Origin of the sequence: Sphingomonas sp. IC4-52, assembly GCF_020707225.1 — a bacterium.
Classification (GTDB): domain Bacteria; phylum Pseudomonadota; class Alphaproteobacteria; order Sphingomonadales; family Sphingomonadaceae; genus Sphingomonas.
Genome location: NZ_JAJFEU010000002.1, coordinates 398,037 through 417,558 on the forward strand (window position 1 = coordinate 398,037; position 19,522 = coordinate 417,558).

Consider the following 19,522-nt stretch of genomic DNA (forward strand, 5'->3'; position numbering starts at 1 on the left):
CGCAATGACCCGCGTCGTTTCTCTTGCCCTGATACTCGCGCTGAGTGCGTCGCCGGCGCAGGCAGATACGCTGCGGGAGGCGCTGGCGCGTGCCTATCGCGAGAATCCGACGATCACCGCGAGCCGCGCGCAGCAGCGGGCGTTGGACGAGAATGTGCCGATTGCTCGTTCGTCCGGACGGCCGACGCTTTCGACCAATGCCGGGGTGAATGAGAATTATCTGCGCAGTGGCAATTCCTTCACCACTCCGGAGCGGGCCGCGCAGGCGCAGCTGGCGTTGAACGTCCCGTTCTATTCGGGCGGTGCGGTGCGCAATTCCGTCAGGGCGGCCGAGACGCGGGTGGAAGCTGGCCAGTTCGGACTGCGCGGGACCGAAGCTTCGCTGTTCTCCGAAGTGGTGGCGGCGTACAATGACGTGATACGCGACGAGGCGATCGTCGGTCTCAATGCCCAGAACGTCCGGGTGCTGGAAACCAACCTCCAGGCAAGCCGCGACCGGTTCCAGGTGGGGGATCTCACCCGTACGGACGTCGCCCAGTCCGAAGCGCGGTTGAGCCTTGCGCGGGCTCAGTTGCAGCGGGTGCAAGCGACGCTGATCGCCAGCCGCGAAAATTACGTGCGGCTTGTCGGCTCTGCGCCCGGTGAGTTGGCGCCGCCGCCACCGCTCCCCAATCTGCCCCAGAACGCCGATGGGGCCGTCGAGGTGGCGCTGCGAGACAATCCCACGCTGCTAGCGGCGCTAAAGCAGCGGGACGCCACCGACTATGACATCCGTGTCGCACGGGCGAGCCGGCTGCCGACACTGGGTGTCGGCGCGACCGGCAATTACGTCAATTATCTCGGGTCGCTCGGCAGCGGGACGGGCCTTGGTGTCGGGCAGTCGGGAACATCCGCTGGCCTGGGCCTGAACGTCAGCCTTCCCCTGTTTCAGGGCGGACGGCCCGCGGCACTCGTGCGGCAGGCGCAAGCTACCCGCGCGCAAGCGATCGAAAATGCCACCGCAGCGGAACGGCAGGTGATTGCCTCCGCCCGCTCGGCGTTCGCGATTTGGCGGTCTTCGCTGGAGGTGATTGCATCGTCCGAACAGGCAGTAGCGGCGAATCGCCTCAGCCTTGAAGGCGTCCGCGCCGAAAACAGCGTCGGCAATCGCACGATCCTCGACATCCTCAATGCGGAGCAGGAGCTGCTGAACAGCCAGGTGACGCTCGTGACAGCGCGCCGGGATGCCTATGTCGCTGGTTTCGCGCTGCTCGCAGCCATGGGGCAGGCCGAGGCAGAGGATCTCGGGCTGGAAGGCGGGCCGTTGTACAATGCGGCGGAGAATTATCGGTCCGTCCGGAACCGCATCTCGGACTTCGGTGATGGCAAGGCGCCCGTGGCCATCGCGCCCTCCACGAGCGCTGTCGCTCCTCAGAACGCGACGGTCAACCGGCCGCTCGATCCGGCGCTCGACAGCAGCAAGGTTGACAGAAGCCCGGCATTGACCACAGGTGAAAACGCACCAAACCGCTGATCGTTGGCGGCGTTCTGGATGAGGTGGACTGCGCGCATGGGGGATGTCAGCGCCGAGCCGTCGATGGAGGATATTCTCTCCTCGATCAAACGCATCATCGCCGAAGAGGGTGATGACCGGCCGATCCGGCAGCGTCGGACCAATATGGCTCGACCCGTCGTGTCTTCCGCGCCCGAAGAGGACGAGGCGGAGCCGGAAGAGGTGCTCGAGCTCAGCCATCCCATGCCGCCCGCCGCCTCCCGGCCTGTCGCGCTTCCCGAGCCCGAAGCGCCGCGGGTTGAGGCTGAAACCGGGGCGACCGTGCTTTCGGAGCAGACGGCGCAAGCGACCAGGGGGGCGATTGATGCTCTTTCGCGCTTGCTGGTAAAGCCCGAACCCCAGAGCGACGGCACGTTGGAAGGCCTGGTGCGCGAGATGTTGCGGCCGATGCTTCGTGAGTGGCTCGACGCCAATCTTCCAAGCATGGTCGAAACAATCGTGGCGCGCGAAATCGCGAAGCTCACGCGCAGCGCCTCCTGATCCCCGCTGCATAATCTCTATCGTTGCGGGTCCGCTCCGTTTGGTGTGCCTGATCGCACGAGCGTGCCGCCCGAAGACATGGCGATTGTCGCAACGGTAACGATCTGCTTTAGTTCGCGGCCATGAGGATGTTCCTGTCTGCGAGCCTCATCACGCTCGCCGCCGCCGCCGCTGCCGTTCCTGCCGCAGCCCGCCCGATGACCATCGAAGACCTGACGATGCTGAGCCGCGTCGGCACGCCAACCGTCTCAAAGGACGGGCGCTGGATGGTCTGGGCGCAGCGCGAGACGGATCTCGACGCCGATCGCGGCCGCTTCGATCTGTGGCGGCTCGATCTGACGAATCCCGGCGCCGCGCCCGAGAAGCTGCTCGCCGATCCGCAGAAGGACGAGAACGATCCGCAGATCGTCGGCAACGCCGTCTATTTCGCAATGGATGACGCGATCTGGTCCGTCCCCGTCACGGGTGGCACGCCCCGCAAGCTGACCGACTTCAAGGGCGGCTTCAACGGCTTCAAGGTGGCGCCGACTGGCGACAAGATCGTGGTTTGGGCGGATCGCTTGCCCGCCGCGCCGAGCCTTGAGCCCGCAATGGTCAAGAAGCGCGCCGATGCTGGTTCGGGCCGCACTTACGACCAGCTCTTCGTGCGCCACTGGGATACGTGGAGCGACGGCACGCGCTCGCAGCTGTTCGTCCTGCCGCTGACTGCCGCCGGCGCGCGCGGCAATGGCAAGGCGGTGGTCGGCGGCCTCGTCGGCGACGCGCCCTCGAAGCCGTTCGGCGGCTCCGAGGAAGTGTCGTGGAGCCCCGACGGCAAGACGCTCTATTTCGCGCTGCGCGAGGCCGGGCGGATCGAGCCGACCTCGACGAACCTGGACATCTTCGAAGTGCCCGCCGACGGCAGCCGCGCGCCGGTGAACCTCACTGCGGACAATAAGGCGACCGACAATCAGCCGGTCGTCTCGCCTGATGGCCGCACGCTCGCCTGGTTCGCCATGCGCCGCCCGGGCTATGAGGCGGATCGCCAGGTGCTGATGCTGCGCGATCTCGCCACCGGCCGTGTCACCTCGCTGACCGAGAAGTGGGATCGCTCGGTCGGCTCGATCGCTTGGGCGCCCGACTCGCGCTCGCTCTACGTCACGGCCGACGATACGCAGGAAACGCCGCTGTTCCGCGTCGATGCGCGCACCGGCCAGGTCACGCGGCTGACACAGCAGGGCCATGTCGGCGCGGTTGCCGTCACACCGAGCGGCCCGATCATTGCGCTCGATTCCCTCACCGCCCCGGCCGATTTATACCGCGTCGCCGCCAGCGGCACGCCGCAGCGGCTGACCAACGTCAACGCCGCCAAGCTTGCCGGGATCGACATGCCCACGGTCGAGCGGTTCAGCTTCACCGGCGCCAACAATGACACCGTCTGGGGCTATGCGGTGAAGCCCGCGAACAGCACCGGCAAGGTGCCGATCGCCTATATGGTCCATGGCGGCCCGCAGGGGTCGAGCAACAACAGCTGGTCCTATCGCTGGAACCCGGCGGTGTTCGCGGGCGCGGGCTATGGCCTCGTCGCGGTCGATTTCCACGGCTCCACCGGCTACGGCCAGGCCTTCACTGATGCGATCCGCAACAATTGGGGCGGCTGGCCGCTCGAGGACCTGAAGAAGGGGCTGTCCGCGGCGACCACCAAGTTCACCTGGCTCGACGCCGACAATGCCTGCGCGCTGGGCGCCTCCTATGGCGGCTATATGATGAACTGGATCGAGGGGCAGTGGCCCGATCGCTTCAAGTGCATCGTCCAGCACGACGGCGTCTTCGACGCGCGCGCCATGGCGTACGAAACCGAGGAATTGTGGTTCGACGAGTGGGAGCACGGCGGCAAAACCTATTACGAGGATCCGCAGGCGTTCGAGAAGTGGAACCCCGTCAACCACGTTGCCAAGTGGAAGACCCCGCAAATCGTCATCACCGGTGAGAAGGACTTCCGCATCCCCTACACCCAGGGGCTCGCCGCCTTCACCGCGCTCCAACGCCGCGGCATCCCTTCGCGCCTGCTCGTCTTCCCGAACGAGAACCATTGGGTGCTGAAGCCGAAGAACTCGCGCCAATGGTATCGCGAGGTGATCGGCTGGATGGATCAATGGACGGGGAAGGGGCGCTGACCGGCGCCCCCGATCACGTCAGCATCGGCGCGAAATCCGGCTCGGCCTTGGCCATCGCCGCGGCATAGGCCGGCCGCGCCGCGATCCGCTGCAGATAGGTAAGGATGTTCGGATAGCCCGAGATGTCACGCGGCGCGAACACCCGCCCCGTGGTCAGCGGAAAGTGGATCATGATGTCCGCGGCGGAAAAGGCATCGCCGGCCAGATACGGCACCTTGGCCAACCGATCCTCGATCATCGCATAAGCACGGTCGCCGCGCGCCAGCAGCGCCTTCGCGCGATCACCGCCGCCGAGCAGGCCGACGACCATCGACATCATCAGCGCCGGCATCATCGATGAATTGGCGAAGTTGAACCAGAACAGATAATCGGCAAAGTCCGGTTCGCTCGCGCGGCGGATCAGCGCGTCGCCGCCATGCGTGGCGATCAGATATTCAACGATCGCCGCCGATTCGCCGAGTACGAAGTCGCCATCAGTAATCACCGGCGCGGTGCCGAACGGGTGCAGCGCGCGATATTCCTCGGGCGCCAGCCGCGTCACCGGATCGCGATCATAGCGCCGCAGTTGATAGGGGATGCCCAGCTCCTCGCAGAGCCAGACGATTCGGTCCGATTGCGAAATCCCCAGATGATGAACCGTCAGCATCCGCTGTCCCCTCCTGTATTGTCACCCTCACGGTAGCGAGCCCACCGCGAACTGGCCACGCGCCGCCTGCCTGCGACGGCTTTGCAGCGTCAAGCTGGCTGAGTAGAGCCGTGCCATGAGCGAGCTTCCCAAAACATTCGACCCCGCCACCATCGAATCCCGCTGGTACAGCCATTGGGAGGAGAACGGCCTGTTCCGCCCCGAGCGCCCCGGTGCCGATCCGTGGACGATCGTCAATCCGCCGCCCAACGTCACCGGCTCGCTCCACATCGGTCACGCGCTCGACAATACGCTGCAGGACATCCTGACCCGCCATGCCCGGCTGAAGGGCAAGGACGCGCTTTGGGTGGTGGGCACCGACCACGCCGGCATCGCGACCCAGATGGTGGTCGAGCGGCAGATGGCGCTCCAGCAGCAGAAGCGCACCGATTTCACCCGCGACGAGTTCGTCGCCAAGGTGTGGGAATGGAAGGCGGAGAGCGGCGGCCAGATCACCGGTCAGCTGCGCCGGCTCGGCTGCTCGATGGACTGGGCCAACGAGCGATTCACGATGGACGAGGGCTTCTCGAAGGCCGTGCTCAAGGTTTTCGTCGAGCTTCACCGTCAGGGCCTGCTCTATCGCGACAAAAGGCTGGTGAACTGGGATCCGGGCCTCGGCACCGCGATCAGCGATCTCGAGGTCGAGACCCGCGAGGTGAAGGGCAGCTTCTGGCAGATCCGTTACCCGCTTGCGGACGGCTCGGGCACCATCACCGTCGCCACCACGCGCCCCGAGACGATGCTTGCCGACATGGCCGTCGCGGTGCATCCGCAGGACGCGCGGTACAAGGACATGATCGGCAAGCAGATCCGCCTGCCGATCACCGGCCGCCTGATCCCGGTGATCGCCGACGAACATGCCGATCCCTCGCTCGGCACCGGCGCGGTGAAGATCACGCCGGGGCATGACTTCAACGATTTCGAAGTGGGCAAGCGCGCCGGCATGAAGGCGGGCGAGATGCTCAACATGCTGGATGCCAAGGCCACTGTCACGCAGACCGCGGACGGCCTGATCCCGGCCGAGTTCCTGGGGCTGTCGACGGCGGACGCGCGCAAGGCGGTCGTCGCCCGGCTCAAGGCCGATGGCGTCCTCGTGCCGCACATCGACAAGGAAGGCGTCGAGCATGATGCCGAGCCGCGCACGATCCAGACGCCATTCGGCGATCGCTCGGGCGTCGTCATCGAGCCGTGGCTGACCGACCAATGGTATGTCGACGCCAAGACGCTGGCGCAGCCGGCGATCGAGGCGGTGAAGTCCGGCGCGATCCGGCTTGTTCCGAAGACGTGGGAGAAGACCTACTTCAACTGGATGGAGAACATCCAGCCTTGGTGCGTCAGCCGCCAGCTGTGGTGGGGGCACCAAATCCCGGCGTGGTTCGATGCGGAGGGCAAGGCCTATGTCGCCGAAACCGAGGCCGAGGCGCAGGCGCAGGCGGGCGAGGGCGTTGCCCTGACGCGCGATCCCGACGTGCTCGACACCTGGTTCTCCTCCGCGCTCTGGCCGTTTGCCACGATGGGCTGGCCGGAGAACACCGATCCGACGCTCGGCGGCCGCTATCCCAATGACGTGCTGATCTCGGGCTTCGACATCCTGTTCTTCTGGGATGCGCGCATGATGATGCAGGGCATGCACTTCATGAAGGACGTGCCCTTCAAGACGCTCTACCTGCACGGCCTAGTCCGCGCCGCAGACGGCTCGAAGATGTCCAAGTCCAAGGGCAACACCGTCGATCCGCTCGGCCTGATCGACAAATATGGCGCCGACGCGCTGCGCTTCTTCATGGCGGCGATGGAAAGCCAGGGCCGCGACATCAAGATGGATGAGAAAAGGGTCGAGGGGTATCGCAACTTCGCGACCAAGCTGTGGAACGCCAGCCGCTTCTGCCAGTCGAACGGCATCCGCGGATCGACCACGCTCGAGCCGCCGGTAGCGACCCACCCGGTCAACAAGTGGATCATCGGTGAGGCGATCAAGGCGATCCAGTCGGTCGACCTCGCGCTCGGCGAATATCGCTTCGATGCTGCCGCGAACGCCATCTACCAGTTCGTCTGGAGCCAGTTCTGCGACTGGTATCTGGAGCTCATCAAGGGCTCGATCGACGAGGAAACAAAGGCGGTCGCCGGCTGGGTGCTCGATCAGATCCTGGTCGTCCTTCACCCCTTCATGCCGTTCATCACCGAAGAGCTGTGGCACGCGCTCGCACCCCGCGAGCACGACCTGATCGTCGCACACTGGCCGATGGCCGATGCACGTGCGATCGATCCGGCCGCCGCGCAGGAGATCGACTGGCTGATCCGTCTCGTCAGTGAAGTCCGCTCCAGCCGTACTGAGCTGAATGTGCCGCCGGGCGCGCGGCTGCCCTATGCGGTGGCGGATGCGAACGCCGACACCCAGGCGCGCCTGGCCCGCAATGCAGCCACGATTGCCCGCCTCGCGCGGATCGATCCGGGCGCGGTTTCTGGCGGCACCGCGCAGGTCGTGGTCGACGAAGCCACCTTCCGAATCGCGCTGGGCGACGTGATCGACCTTGCCGCAGAGCGTACGCGACTCGCCAAGGCAATCGCCGCGGCCGAAAAGGAGCGCGACGGCCTCGCCGGCCGGCTCAACAACCCGAGCTTCGTCGAGCGTGCGAAGCCCGAGGCGGTCGAGAAGGCCCGCGCCGATCACGCGGAGAAGGCGGCTGAGGCGGAGCGGTTGACCGCGGCGCTATCGCGTCTGGGGTAGCGCCCGTTGTGTGCCGGGCTTGTCCCGGCATCCACCGGGCGGCACGACCTCACACGTCGAGGTTTGCGGCACCCTAGGCCCCGGCATGGAGGGCCGGGGTGACGGAGCGTTAGTGGCAACCGGGTGCCCGCCGCCGTTGTCCGGCGGCAGGCGGCGGTTCGTCAGCCCTCTTGCCGCTCCACCTTCACCAGCAGCGTCCCTTCGGTGACCTGTCCTCCGGTGACGGCGTTCAGCTCCGCGATCAGGCCATCAAACGGCGCGACGAGGCTGTGCTCCATCTTCATCGCCTCGAGCGTGACGAGCTTCTGGCCCTTCACGACCGCGGCGCCCGCGGCGATCTCCACCGCGATGATGCGGCCGGGCATAGGCGAGAGGATCGCGCCGTCCGCCGCCGCGCCGCCGGCGGCGCCGGTCGCGCGGAAGGGGGCGAGCTCCCACGTCTGGCCGCCTTCGGTGATGAGCACGCTGTCGAGCGGCGCGGGCACCTCCACCTCGGGCGCGTCGGTGAAGTCGATCGCGATCGGCTCCCCGGCGAGGAGGAAGCGGCCTTCGCGGCGCGCGGGCGCGTTGAGGCGGAAGCCGGCGACCGGCACGTCGGGCGCAAGCGCGGCGGCGGCCTCGATCAGCGTTTCCTCGCTGGGCAGCGCGGGCGGCATCAGCGCCTCGCCCTCGCGGGCGATGAGGCCGGTATCGACATTGCCCGCGGCGAACTCGGGGTGGTCGAGCGCCTCGACCAGGAAGCCGGCATTGGTGCGCACCGGCCAGATCACCGCTTCGTCCAGTGCATCGGCCAGCAGCTCGCGCGCCTCGTCCCGCGTCTCGCCATGCGCGATCAGCTTGGCGATCATCGGATCGTAGAAGGGGCTGATCTCGGCGCCTTGCTCGACGCCGGTGTCGACGCGCACGGCATCGCCCAGATCGAGCGCGTCTAGCCGGCCGATCGAGGGGAGGAAGCCCTTCACCGGATCCTCGGCATAGAGGCGTGCCTCCATCGCCCAGCCGGTGATCGATAGCTCGTCCTGGCGGCGCGGCAGCGGTTCTCCACTGGCGACGCGCAGCTGCCATTCGACCAGATCCTGGCCGGTGATCGCTTCCGTCACGGGATGCTCGACCTGGAGGCGGGTGTTCATTTCCATGAACCAGATGCGGTCCGCGCGCAGGCCCTCGCTGGCGTCGGCGATGAACTCGATCGTGCCGGCGCCGACATAATCGACCGCCTGCGCCGCCTTTACTGCCGCGGCGCAGACCGCTTCGCGCGTGGCCGCGTCCATGCCGGGCGCCGGCGCTTCCTCGATCACCTTCTGGTGGCGGCGCTGCAGCGAGCAATCACGTTCGAACAGATGGACGACATTGCCGTGGCCGTCGCCGAACACCTGCACTTCGATGTGGCGCGGGGAGAGGATGTATTTTTCGATCAGCACGCGATCGTCGCCGAAGCTGGCCGCGGCCTCGCGCCGGCAGGAGGCGAGTGCGTCGGCGAACTCTTCCGATTGATCGACGCGGCGCATGCCCTTGCCGCCGCCGCCGGCGACCGCCTTGATCAGCACAGGATAGCCGATCGCATCCGCCTCGCGCTGCAGACGATCGGGGGACTGATCGTCGCCGAGGTAGCCGGGCGTGGTGGGGACGCCGGCTTCCTGCATCAGCTTCTTGGCGGCATCCTTCAGCCCCATGGCGCGAATGCTGGCGGGGCGCGGGCCGACCCAGACGAGGCCGGCGTCGATCACGCTTTGCGCGAAATCGGCATTCTCGCTGAGGAAGCCATAGCCGGGGTGGATCGCCCCCGCGCCGGTTTCGCGGGCAGCGGCGATGATCCGCTCACCGACGAGATAGGATTCGCGTGCGGGCGAGGGGCCGATGTGAACCGCCTCGTCCGCCTCGCGCACGTGCAGCGCCTCGGCATCGGCATCGGAATAGACCGCGATGGTGCGCACGCCGAGCGCGCGCGCGGTGCGGATGATGCGGCAGGCGATCTCGCCGCGATTGGCGATGAGGAGCGAGCCGATCATGCTGCGACCCCGCGAATGTTGAGGAAGTTGAGGCTCTGGCGCGTTTTTTTCCAACAGGCCTCAACATTCGGGGCGGGGGCAGTGATCATGGGACGAAGAATACCTGCGGGGGTGGGACGTAGGACAGCGATCATTGCGCGCAGCCGGTGGTGCGCTGTGTCCAGGTGATGTTGTTGATCCGCCAGCGGCCGCCGTCGCGCACCAGATCGACATGGTTGGTGCCGCAATGGCTGGGCTTGCCGTCGACGGTGAAGGTGTAGCTGCCCCAGACCATCGCGATATTCCCGTCGATCTCGATCGCGGGCATGCCGGTGAAGGTTTCGGCGAGCTTCGGGCCGGGCTTGCCGAGCTTGGCGGCGAAGGCGGGCCAGTCGCTGGTGGTGACGGCGGTGGTGCCGTCCGCCTTTTCCACCACGGCGGTGGCGCGGCCGTCGGGGCGGACTTCGGCGAGGATCGCGGCGGGATCGTTGGCGGCAAGCGCGTCGAACAGGCGCTGCACGGGGGCGATGACCTGGCCTTCTTCGGACGCAGACGGGGGAAGCGCGGTGCCCTTGGGCAGGGGCGCGACCGGCGTGACTTGAAGGGCGAGGAGGAGGGGGAGGATCATGCGGGAGCTTTCAATTCCAAATCCTCCCCGGAACGGGGAGGGGGACCAGCCGCAGGCTGGTGGAGGGGCTGGTCGGGGGTGACCGCGGCACTGATCGCATCGATCACGTTTGGCAGGTCGGAGAGGATGGCTTTCGCCGGGATGCGAAGGATTTTGACGTTCTCTCGGGCTAGCCAGAGGTCGCGGCGGTGGTCTTTGGCGAGCTTGTTCTGGTGTGAGTGGGCTTCTCCGTCCACCTCGATCGCGAGGCGGGCGGAGGGGCAGTAGAAATCGAGGACATACTGGCCCGCCGGATGCTGCTTGCGGAACTTCACGCCTAGCTGTTGGCGGCGGATGTTCTGCCAGAGGATTATTTCCGGCAGTGTCATCTCCCGTCGCAGACGGCGGGCGTTCGTGACGGTCGTTTGAGGCCCGGTCAGCCTGCGGCCAGCCCCTCCACCAGCCTGCGGCTGGTCCCCCTCCCCGTGCCGGGGAGGATTTTGATCCGTTGCGCCCATCACATCCGGAACACGCCGAACTGCGGGCGTTCGGGGATGGGGGCGTTCAGGCATGCGGCCAGCGCCAGCCCCAGGACGTCGCGGGTCTGGGCGGGGTCGATCACGCCGTCGTCCCACAGGCGGGCGGTGGCGTAATAGGGGTTGCCCTCGTCCTCGTACTTCTGGCGGATCGGGGCCTTGAAGGCGTCCGCTTCCTCGGGCGTCCAGCTGGCGGCGTCGCGGTGGACAGTGGCGAGGACGCTGGCGGCCTGTTCGCCGCCCATCACACTGATCCGGCTGTTGGGCCAGGTGAACAGGAAGCGCGGGGAATAGGCGCGGCCGCACATGCCGTAGTTGCCGGCGCCGAAGCTGCCGCCGATCAGCACGGTAATCTTGGGCACGCTGGCGGTGGCGACGGCCGTCACGAGCTTTGCGCCGTGCTTGGCGATCCCCTCCGCCTCGTATTTCCCGCCGACCATGAAGCCCGAGATGTTCTGGAGGAACAGGAGCGGGATACGCCGCTGGCAGGCGAGTTCGATGAAGTGCGCGCCCTTGACCGCGCTTTCGCTGAACAGGACGCCGTTATTGGCGAGGATCGCGACCGGCGAACCGTGGATATGCGCGAAGCCGCAGACGAGGCTGGAGCCGTAGAGCGCCTTGAACTCGTGGAACTCGCTGCCGTCGACGAGCCGGGCGATCACTTCATGCACGTCATAGGGCGCGCGCACGTCCTGCGGCACGATGCCGTAGAGATCCTCCGCGGCGTATTTCGGCGCTTTCGATGGCCGCAGGTTCACGTCCGCCTCGCGTTCCGGCGGCAGCGTTGCGATGATGTCGCGCACGATGGTGAGGGCGTGCTCGTCATTCTCGGCGAGGTGATCGACGACGCCGGACTTGCGCGCGTGGAGATCGCCACCGCCGAGATCCTCGGCGCTGATGACTTCGCCCGTCGCGGCCTGGACGAGCGGCGGGCCGGCGAGGAAGATCGTGCCCTGTTCGCGCACGATCACCGTTTCGTCCGACATGGCGGGGACGTACGCGCCGCCGGCGGTGCAGCTGCCCATCACGCAGGCGATCTGGGGGATGCCCTTGGCCGACATGTTCGCCTGGTTGAAGAAGATGCGGCCGAAGTGATCGCGGTCCGGGAACACCTCTGCCTGGTGCGGCAGGTTCGCGCCGCCGGAATCGACGAGGTAGATGCACGGCAGCCGGTTCGCCTCGGCGATCTCCTGCGCGCGCAGATGCTTCTTCACGGTGAGCGGATAGTACGTGCCGCCCTTCACCGTCGCGTCGTTGCACACGATCATGCACTGGCGCCCAGAGACGCGGCCGATCGCGGTGATGAGGCCGGCGCCGGGAATGTCCTCGCCATAGACGCCGTTTGCGGCCAGCTGGCCAATCTCGAGCAGGGGCGAGCCGGGATCGAGCAGGCGTTCCACCCGCTCGCGGGGGAGGAGCTTGCCGCGCGCGGTGTGGCGCTCACGGGATTTCTCGTTGCCGCCGAGCGCGGCGCGGGCGACGTCGGCGCGGAGTTGCTCGGCGAGGGCGCGGTTGTGCGCGGCGTTGGCCTGGAACGATTCGCTCTCGTGAGAGAGATTGGTTGTCAGTTTTGGGCCGCTCACCACCAACCTCCGTCATGCTGAACTTGTTTCAGCATCCATTGTGCAACGAGGGGCGTGGCCGCTTGTGGCGAGATGGACCCTGAAACGAGTTCAGGGCGACGGCCGTTTGCGTGCATCACGCCACCGCTCCGATCAGTTCGCGGCCGATCAGCATGCGGCGGATTTCGTTGGTGCCGGCGCCGATGTCGAGGAGCTTGGCGTCGCGCAGGAAGCGTTCGACCGGCCAGTCCTTGGTGTAGCCCGCGCCGCCCAGCGCCTGCACCGCTTCGCCGGCGACCTTGAATGCGTTTTCGCTGGCGAGCAGGATTGCGCCGGCGGCGTCGAAGCGGGTCGTCTGGCCGCTGTCGCAGGCGCGGGCAACGGCATAGACGTATGCCCGGGCCGAATTCAGCGCGACATACATGTCGGCGACCTTGGCCTGCATCAGCTGGAAGGCGCCGATCGGCTGGCCGAACTGCTTGCGCTCGCGGATGTAGGGGAGGACGACGTCGAGGCACGCCTGCATCACGCCGAGCTGGATTCCCGCGAGCACGGTGCGCTCGTAATCGAGGCCGCTCATCAGCACGCCGACGCCGCCGTTGAGCGGGCCCATGACGTTTTCGTCCGGCACTTCGCAATTGTCGAAGACGAGCTCCGCGGTTGGGGAGCCGCGCATGCCCATCTTGTCGATCTTCTGACCGATCGAAAAGCCGGGCATGTCCCGCTCGATGAGGAAGGTCGTGATGCCGCGGCTGCCTTCACCGGTCTTGGCGTAGACCACGAGCGTGTCCGCATAAGCCGCGTTGGTGATCCAGAACTTGGTGCCGTTCAGGACATAGCCGGCGTCGGTCTTCTCCGCCTTCAGCTTCATCGAGACGACGTCGCTGCCCGCGCCCGCCTCCGACATGGCGAGGCTGCCGACATGCTCGCCGCTGATCAGCTTGGGGAGGTATTTCGCCTTCTGCTCCGGGGAGGCCCAGCGGCGGATCTGGTTGACGCACAAGTTGGAGTGCGCGCCGTAGCTGAGGCCGATCGACGCCGAGGCGCGGCTCACTTCCTCGCAGGCGATGACATGTTCGAGATAGCCGAGGCCGAGGCCGCCGTATTCTTCCTCGACGGTGATGCCGTGGAGGCCGAGTTCGCCCATCGCGGGCCATAGTTCGTCGCGGGGAAACCAGTCGTCCGCGTCGATCTTCGCGGCGAGCGGGGCGATCTTTTCGTCGGCGAAGCGCCGGGTGGTGTCGCGGATCATTCCCGCGGTTTCACCAAGCGCAAAATCGAGAGTGGACTGCATCGAAACTCCTCTTGCCCCCGACATAAGCGGGGGAAAGAGGTAACGAAAGCAACAATTCCCGTCCGCCGCCCCTTCGTACAGGAGCCGGCGGACGGATACGGCCGATCAGGCAGCCAGGTTGCGCAGCACGTACTGCAGGATGCCGCCGTTGAGGAAATATTCCAGCTCGTTGACGGTATCGATCCGGCAAAGAGTCTCGAACTTTTCGGTGGTGCCATCCTTGCGAGCGAGCGTGACGGTCACCGTCTGACGCGGGCGCAGGCCGGCGACGTTCTGGATGGTGAACGTCTCGTCCCCGGTCAGCTTCAGCGTCTCGCGAGTCACCCCTTCCGCGAACTGGAGCGGCAGGACACCCATGCCGACCAGGTTCGAACGGTGGATACGCTCGAAGCTCTCCGCGATCACTGCGCGCACGCCGAGCAGGTTGGTGCCCTTCGCTGCCCAGTCACGCGAGGAGCCGGTGCCATATTCCTTGCCGGCAACGACGACCATCGGCGTGCCATCCGCCTTGTGGCGCATCGCGACGTCGTAGATCGGCATCACTTCTTCGCCATAACGGCTCATGCCGCCTTCGATACCCGGCACCATCTCGTTCTTGATACGGATGTTGGCGAAGGTGCCACGGACCATGACCTGGTCGTTGCCGCGGCGCGAACCATAGCTGTTGAAGTCCGCCTTCGACACCTGGCGCTCCATCAGCCACTGGCCTGCCGGGCTGTCGGCCTTGATCGAGCCGGCCGGCGAGATGTGGTCGGTGGTGATCGAATCGCCCAGGATCGCCAGCGGCTTCGCCTCGATGATGTCGGTCACCGGCGCCGGGGTCATCTCCATGCCCTCGAAGTACGGCGGGTTGGCGATGTAGGTCGACGCGGCCGGCCAGCTGTAGGTGTCCGAACCGGTCACCTCGATGCCGCGCCACTTGGCGTCGCCCTCATAGACGTTGCCGTAGCGGCTCTGGAACATGCCCGCGTCGATGTTCGCGGTCATCAGCTCCGACACTTCCTGGTTCGAAGGCCAGATGTCCTTGAGGTACACCGGGCCGTTCGTTCCCTCGCCGATCGGGGTCTGGTTCATGTCGGTGGTGACGCTGCCCTTCAGCGCATAAGCGACGACCAGCGGCGGCGAGGCGAGGAAGTTCGCGCGCGCATCCGGCGACACGCGGCCTTCGAAGTTGCGGTTGCCCGACAGGACCGACGCGACGACGAGGTCATTCTCGTTGATCGCGCTGCTGATCGGGCCGGGCAACGGGCCCGAATTGCCGATGCAGGTCATGCAGCCATAGCCGGTGAGGTTGAACCCCATGGCGTCGAAATCGTCCTGCAGGCCGGCTTTTTCGAGATAGTCGGTGACGACCTGCGAGCCCGGCGACAGCGAGGTCTTGACCCAGGGCTTGGGCTTCAGGCCCAGCGCGCGTGCCTTGCGGGCGACGAGGCCGGCGGCGACCAGCACCGACGGGTTCGACGTGTTGGTGCAGCTGGTGATCGCCGCGATCACGACGTCGCCGTCGCCGATGTCATGGCCACGCTCGGCCACTTCGACGCGCTTCGGCTCGGCCTTGTCATAGACCTTGACGAGATCGCCGTTGAACACCTCGTCCACGCGGTCGAGCGCCACCTTGTCCTGCGGACGCTTCGGCCCGGCGAGCGACGGCACGACGGTGCTCATGTCGAGCTCCAGCGTGTCGGTGAACACCGGATCCGGCGTGTTGGCGTCGCGCCAGAAGCCGTTCGCCTTGGCATAGGCTTCGACCAGTGCGATCGTTTCGGCCGGGCGGGCGGTCAGCTTCATGTAATCGATCGTCTTGCTGTCGATCGGGAAGAAGCCGCAGGTTGCGCCATATTCCGGCGCCATGTTGGCGATGGTCGCACGGTCGGCCAGTGTCATCTGGTCGAGGCCCGGGCCGTAGAATTCGACGAAGCGGCCGACGACGCCCTTCGCGCGCAGCATCTGGGTGACGGTCAGCACCAGGTCGGTGGCGGTAATGCCTTCACGCAGCTGGCCGGTCAGCTTGAAGCCGACGACTTCCGGGATCAGCATCGACACCGGCTGGCCGAGCATCGCTGCCTCCGCCTCGATGCCGCCGACGCCCCAGCCCAGCACGCCCAGGCCGTTCACCATGGTGGTGTGGCTGTCTGTGCCGACGCAGGTGTCGGGGTAAGCGATCGCCGCGCCCGAGGTCGCATTCTCGCCGGTTTCATTGGAGGTCCACACCGCCTGCGCGACATATTCCAGGTTCACCTGGTGGCAGATGCCGGTGCCCGGGGGCACGACCTTGAAGTTGTCGAGCGCCTTGGAGCCCCACTTCAGGAACTCATAGCGTTCCGAATTGCGCTGATATTCGAGATCCACATTCTCTTCGAACGCCTTGGGCGTGCCGAATTCGTCGACCATGACCGAGTGGTCGATGACGAGGTGAACGGGAACCTGCGGATTGATCTTTGCCGCGTTGCCGCCAAGCTTGGTGATGGCGTCGCGCATCGCGGCGAGGTCGACCACGCAGGGAACGCCGGTGAAATCCTGCATCAGCACGCGCGCGGGGCGATACTGAATCTCGCGGTCGGAGCGGCGCTCCTTCTGCCAGTCGACGACAGCCTGCACGTCTTCGGGCGTGACGGTCTTACCGTCCTCGAAGCGCAGCATATTCTCCAGCAGCACTTTCATGGAGAAGGGCAGCCGCGAGATGTCGCCGAACTTCTCCGCCGCGACGTCGAGCGAATAATAATCGTAGCTCTTGCCGCCCGCCTGGAGCGTGCGGCGGGCCTTCAACGTATCCTGGCCGATGGCGGTCATGCGGGTCCTTTCCCCATAGGTTCGGCCCGGCTTGGGCGCGGCGGGGAAGCGGGGGTGGTGAACCCACGCGCGGGCGCGCCCGGACGGGCGATGTGAAGCGTCGCGGGCGGCGATAGCAGCGGCAGGCGGGTGGGGGAAGGTGCCAAGAAGCGCTGTTCGACGAAAAGGCTTGACGAACCCGCTTTTCGCGATCCGTTCGCAAGAAGGGGGCTGGCGCGGCGGCGAGATCACGCCGCCGATCGATGCGCCCGCACCCACCCCAGCGTTCAAGATGCCCGATCGTGTGAAGGATAACTTCCCTGCAAACGCAATCACCTGGCGGGGGCGCGGTCATGGCTCCCGTTCACCGCCGGGCGAGATGCCGCCTCAAGCGGCGGCGGGTGCTGGTCGCCCTCGGCCCATCGGGCGCCAGGCGGTTTCCGCGCGGCGGCGCGACAGATAGGTATCCAGACCGATCTGTGCGCCGATCACCATGTACAGGAAAGACTGGAAAGCGATGCCAACGAACGCGCCGCCCAGCAGATAGATGAGGTGTGCGTGCTGGAGTGCCCCGGCAAGGCTGCCGGCCCAGGCAAATTCACCCTCCCGGTAGCGACGGCGAAGCACTTCCATGCGGACGATGCCGATGGCGTTGACAAGCAGCCAGATCGCCAGCCCGAAATAGCCCTGCTCACCCAGCACCTCGAAATAGCTCGAATGATAGGCGCGGCTCTTGTCCACGGTGAGGTTGCGCTGAATCGTCCGGTTCGGCCCTTCGCCAGCGACGTGAACGGTGTCGTAGCGGATGCGGTTCTGCAGATAGGCCTCAAAGCCGCCGCCGAACGGGTGATCCTTCACATAGTCCCACGTCCACTTCCACACGGCGATCCGGGTGGAGGCGGATTCGTCGGCCTGATAGGTCTTGATGGTCCCCATCCGCTCGCTGAAGGCGCTTGGCAGGAACGGAATGGCGATGGTGCCGGCAAGGCCGAGTGCTGCGAGGTAGAGCATCTTGCGCTTCACCTCGCGCAGCATCAGCAGTGCGAGCAGGCCGATGCACAGCAGGCCGGTGCGGGCGGAGGTGCCGACCGGGATGAGCAGGCAGGCAAAAGTGAGCGCGGCGCAGAACAGCCAGACGAGCCGTCCGGGCGGATAGATGGTGCCATGACGCGCAAACCAGAGGATGATCGGGATGAGCGAGATCGACACGGCCGAAATGATCGAGCCTTCGTAAAGGCCTGAATTGTTTGCGACCATCAGGTTCAGCTCACCATAGCCGCCGCCCGAGGCCAGCGTCTTGATGCCGCCGACGATGATGATCGAACTGGCCGAGAGCACCACGAACAGGAGCAGCGCCTCGATGCGCAGCTTCGTGCGAAGGGTCAGCGGAAGGAATGCGGCAAAGGCCAGGTTCTTCCACACCCATTCCCATTTGCCGGCTGCCTCGATCGGGAAGTCGGCGGTGCGGGTAGTGATGCCGCAATACAGCAGCAGGAGGAGGATCAACGCCTGACGCGGGGCAAAGCGGGCGTCCTTCTTGTCGTCCACCACCAGCCAGCTCAGCACGGCAAGGCCCGCCGCGATCGCCGAGATCGGCACGCTGTTCAGCAGATAATAAGTGATCCGCTGCGGTGAGACGATGTCGATGTAGATATAGGCAAGCACGAAGATGAACGGCCGGCGAAAGCCGAGGCCGAAAAGTGCCACCAGAAAGCCGATAAAGGCGAGATCACGCACGGGGGCGACGCCCCGGCCGGCCAGGCTTCTCCGCAGCAGGGGCTTCCGAATCGAGATCGTCGCGGCGCAGCAGCAGCCATGCCGCAAGGAGCAGCAGCCCATGGCTGATCCCGAGTGCCAGATTGTCGATCATAGATTTGGGTTCGAAGCTCCCGAAAGCAGCGCCACGCCTAAGCACCGGCAGTTGACGTGCCGTTAAGCGCCGTGATGGCAGCAAGCCGTCATGCGCATCCTCCACGTACTCGATCACGGCCTGCCTTTGCAGAGCGGCTATACGTTCCGCACGCGGGCAATCGTGAAGGCGCAGATCGCGCGTGGATGGGATGTGGCGGCGGTAACCGGCCCCAGGCATCATCACGAGGCACCCGCCAGCGAAATAGTGGACGGGATCACCTTTCTCCGCACGCCGCCGTCGCCGCGCTTGCCGGCGCCGCTTGGTGAATTGGCGGAAGTGGCCGCGTTCGGCCGCCGCATCACCGCAGTGGCGCAGGATTTTCGCCCGGACATCATTCATGCCCATTCGCCCGTGCTGGGCGCGCTCGCAGCCATGCCGGCGGCACGGCGGCTCGGCGTGCCGCTCGTCTATGAAATCCGCGCCTTCTGGGAGGATGCAGCGGTCGGTAACGGCACCGGCACGGAAGGTTCGCTGCGCTATCGCGCGACGCGCGCGCTGGAGAGCTGGGCGGTCAAGCGCGCCGATGCGGTGGCGGTGATCTGCGAGGGATTGAAGAGCGACCTGCTCGCCCGCGGCGTCGAGGAGGAACGGATCATGGTTTCGCCCAACGGCGTCGACATGGCGCTGTTCGGGGATCCGCCGCCGCGCGATTCGGCGCTGGCCGAGTCGCTGGGCCTGGGCGGCGAGGTGATCGGCTTCATCGGCAGCTTCTATGACTACGAAGGGCTCGATGATCTGATCGCGGCCATGCCGGCGCTCGTGGCCCGGCGGGAACAGGCGCAATTGCTGCTGGTCGGCGGCGGGCCGATGGCGGAAGCACTGCGCCATCAGGCAGCCGCGTCTCCAGTGGCCGATCGCATTCGCTTCGTCGGGCGCGTGCCGCATCAGGAGGTCGAACGCTATTACAGCCTGGTCGACGTTCTCGCTTATCCCCGCAAGAAGATGCGGCTCACCGATCTCGTCACGCCGCTAAAGCCGCTGGAAGCGATGGCGCAGGGGCGACTGGTAGCCGCGTCCGATGTCGGCGGCCATCGCGAGCTGATCCGCGACGGAGAGACCGGCACGCTGTTCGCCGCCGATGATCCGTCGGCGATAGCAGCCTCGCTGGCGACATTGCTGGGCAATCGCGGCGGATGGGATGAACGACGCATCCGCGCCCGGGCCTTTGTGGAGCGCGAACGTAACTGGTCCTCAAATATTTCCCGGTACGAACCCGTGTACCGGCGGCTGATGGCTGCCGCCGGAAAAGGGTGAGG

General features: G+C 66.2%; 14 protein-coding genes. 5 read left to right on the top strand and 9 right to left on the bottom strand.

The window, feature by feature from the left end:
• Window positions 1-4: 4 nt before the first annotated feature.
• From LK535_RS08385 to LK535_RS08395, 3 genes are all read left to right on the top strand, one after another.
• Window positions 5-1,513, top strand: a complete 1,509-nt coding sequence (locus LK535_RS08385) for a TolC family outer membrane protein (protein WP_227771438.1) — start codon at window positions 5-7, stop codon at window positions 1,511-1,513.
• Between the two features lie 36 nt (window positions 1,514-1,549).
• Window positions 1,550-2,032 carry a DUF2497 domain-containing protein gene (locus LK535_RS08390; protein WP_227771579.1) on the top strand — a complete coding sequence of 161 codons (483 nt, stop codon included), beginning with the start codon at window positions 1,550-1,552 and terminating at the stop codon, window positions 2,030-2,032.
• A gap of 122 nt (window positions 2,033-2,154) precedes the next feature.
• Complete coding sequence (locus tag LK535_RS08395) at window positions 2,155-4,188, top strand: alpha/beta hydrolase family protein (RefSeq protein ID WP_227771439.1); 2,034 nt, start codon at window positions 2,155-2,157, stop codon at window positions 4,186-4,188.
• A gap of 13 nt (window positions 4,189-4,201) precedes the next feature.
• Here LK535_RS08395 and LK535_RS08400 read toward each other — a convergent pair whose 3' ends face one another.
• Window positions 4,202-4,834 carry a glutathione S-transferase family protein gene (locus tag LK535_RS08400; RefSeq protein WP_227771440.1) on the bottom strand — a complete coding sequence of 211 codons (633 nt, stop codon included), beginning with the start codon at window positions 4,832-4,834 and terminating at the stop codon, window positions 4,202-4,204.
• Window positions 4,835-4,949: 115 nt separating this feature from the next.
• On the opposite strand from LK535_RS08400, the gene LK535_RS08405 reads away from it, so the two are divergent.
• A complete protein-coding gene (locus LK535_RS08405) occupies window positions 4,950-7,598 on the top strand; it encodes a valine--tRNA ligase (RefSeq protein WP_227771441.1) in 2,649 nt (882 codons plus the stop codon).
• Between the two features lie 161 nt (window positions 7,599-7,759).
• Here LK535_RS08405 and LK535_RS08410 read toward each other — a convergent pair whose 3' ends face one another.
• From LK535_RS08410 to LK535_RS08445, 8 genes are all read right to left on the bottom strand, one after another.
• The gene (locus LK535_RS08410) at window positions 7,760-9,607 is read right to left on the bottom strand and encodes an acetyl/propionyl/methylcrotonyl-CoA carboxylase subunit alpha (RefSeq protein WP_227771442.1); all 1,848 of its coding nucleotides are present in this window, start codon (window positions 9,605-9,607) and stop codon (window positions 7,760-7,762) included.
• A 130-nt stretch (window positions 9,608-9,737) separates the two neighbouring features.
• On the bottom strand, window positions 9,738-10,214 hold the full coding sequence (locus tag LK535_RS08415) for a nuclear transport factor 2 family protein (RefSeq protein WP_227771443.1): 477 nt from the start codon (window positions 10,212-10,214) through the stop codon (window positions 9,738-9,740).
• Window positions 10,211-10,633 (bottom strand): endonuclease domain-containing protein, encoded by a 423-nt coding sequence (locus LK535_RS08420; protein ID WP_227771580.1) that lies wholly within the window; start codon window positions 10,631-10,633, stop codon window positions 10,211-10,213. Before LK535_RS08420 ends, LK535_RS08415 begins: the two co-directional genes overlap by 4 nt.
• A 77-nt stretch (window positions 10,634-10,710) precedes the next feature.
• Window positions 10,711-12,312, bottom strand: a complete 1,602-nt coding sequence (locus tag LK535_RS08425; protein WP_227771444.1) for a carboxyl transferase domain-containing protein — start codon at window positions 12,310-12,312, stop codon at window positions 10,711-10,713.
• 115 nt (window positions 12,313-12,427) lie between these two features.
• Window positions 12,428-13,585 (bottom strand): isovaleryl-CoA dehydrogenase, encoded by a 1,158-nt coding sequence (locus tag LK535_RS08430; RefSeq protein ID WP_227771445.1) that lies wholly within the window; start codon window positions 13,583-13,585, stop codon window positions 12,428-12,430.
• Between the two features lie 105 nt (window positions 13,586-13,690).
• The gene (gene acnA / locus LK535_RS08435; RefSeq protein WP_227771446.1) at window positions 13,691-16,375 is read right to left on the bottom strand and encodes an aconitate hydratase AcnA; all 2,685 of its coding nucleotides are present in this window, start codon (window positions 16,373-16,375) and stop codon (window positions 13,691-13,693) included.
• Between the two features lie 366 nt (window positions 16,376-16,741).
• On the bottom strand, window positions 16,742-18,091 hold the full coding sequence (locus tag LK535_RS08440; protein ID WP_227771447.1) for a putative O-glycosylation ligase, exosortase A system-associated: 1,350 nt from the start codon (window positions 18,089-18,091) through the stop codon (window positions 16,742-16,744).
• Entirely contained in the window at window positions 18,084-18,224 is a 141-nt protein-coding gene (locus LK535_RS08445) for a hypothetical protein (protein ID WP_227771448.1), read from the bottom strand. The genes LK535_RS08440 and LK535_RS08445 overlap by 8 nt, the downstream gene beginning before the upstream one ends.
• Window positions 18,225-18,314: 90 nt before the next feature.
• Between LK535_RS08445 and LK535_RS08450 the strand changes: the two genes are divergently transcribed.
• Window positions 18,315-19,520, top strand: coding sequence for a TIGR04063 family PEP-CTERM/XrtA system glycosyltransferase (locus LK535_RS08450; protein WP_227771449.1), 1,206 nt, complete (start codon window positions 18,315-18,317; stop codon window positions 19,518-19,520).
• Window positions 19,521-19,522: the final 2 nt, after the last annotated feature.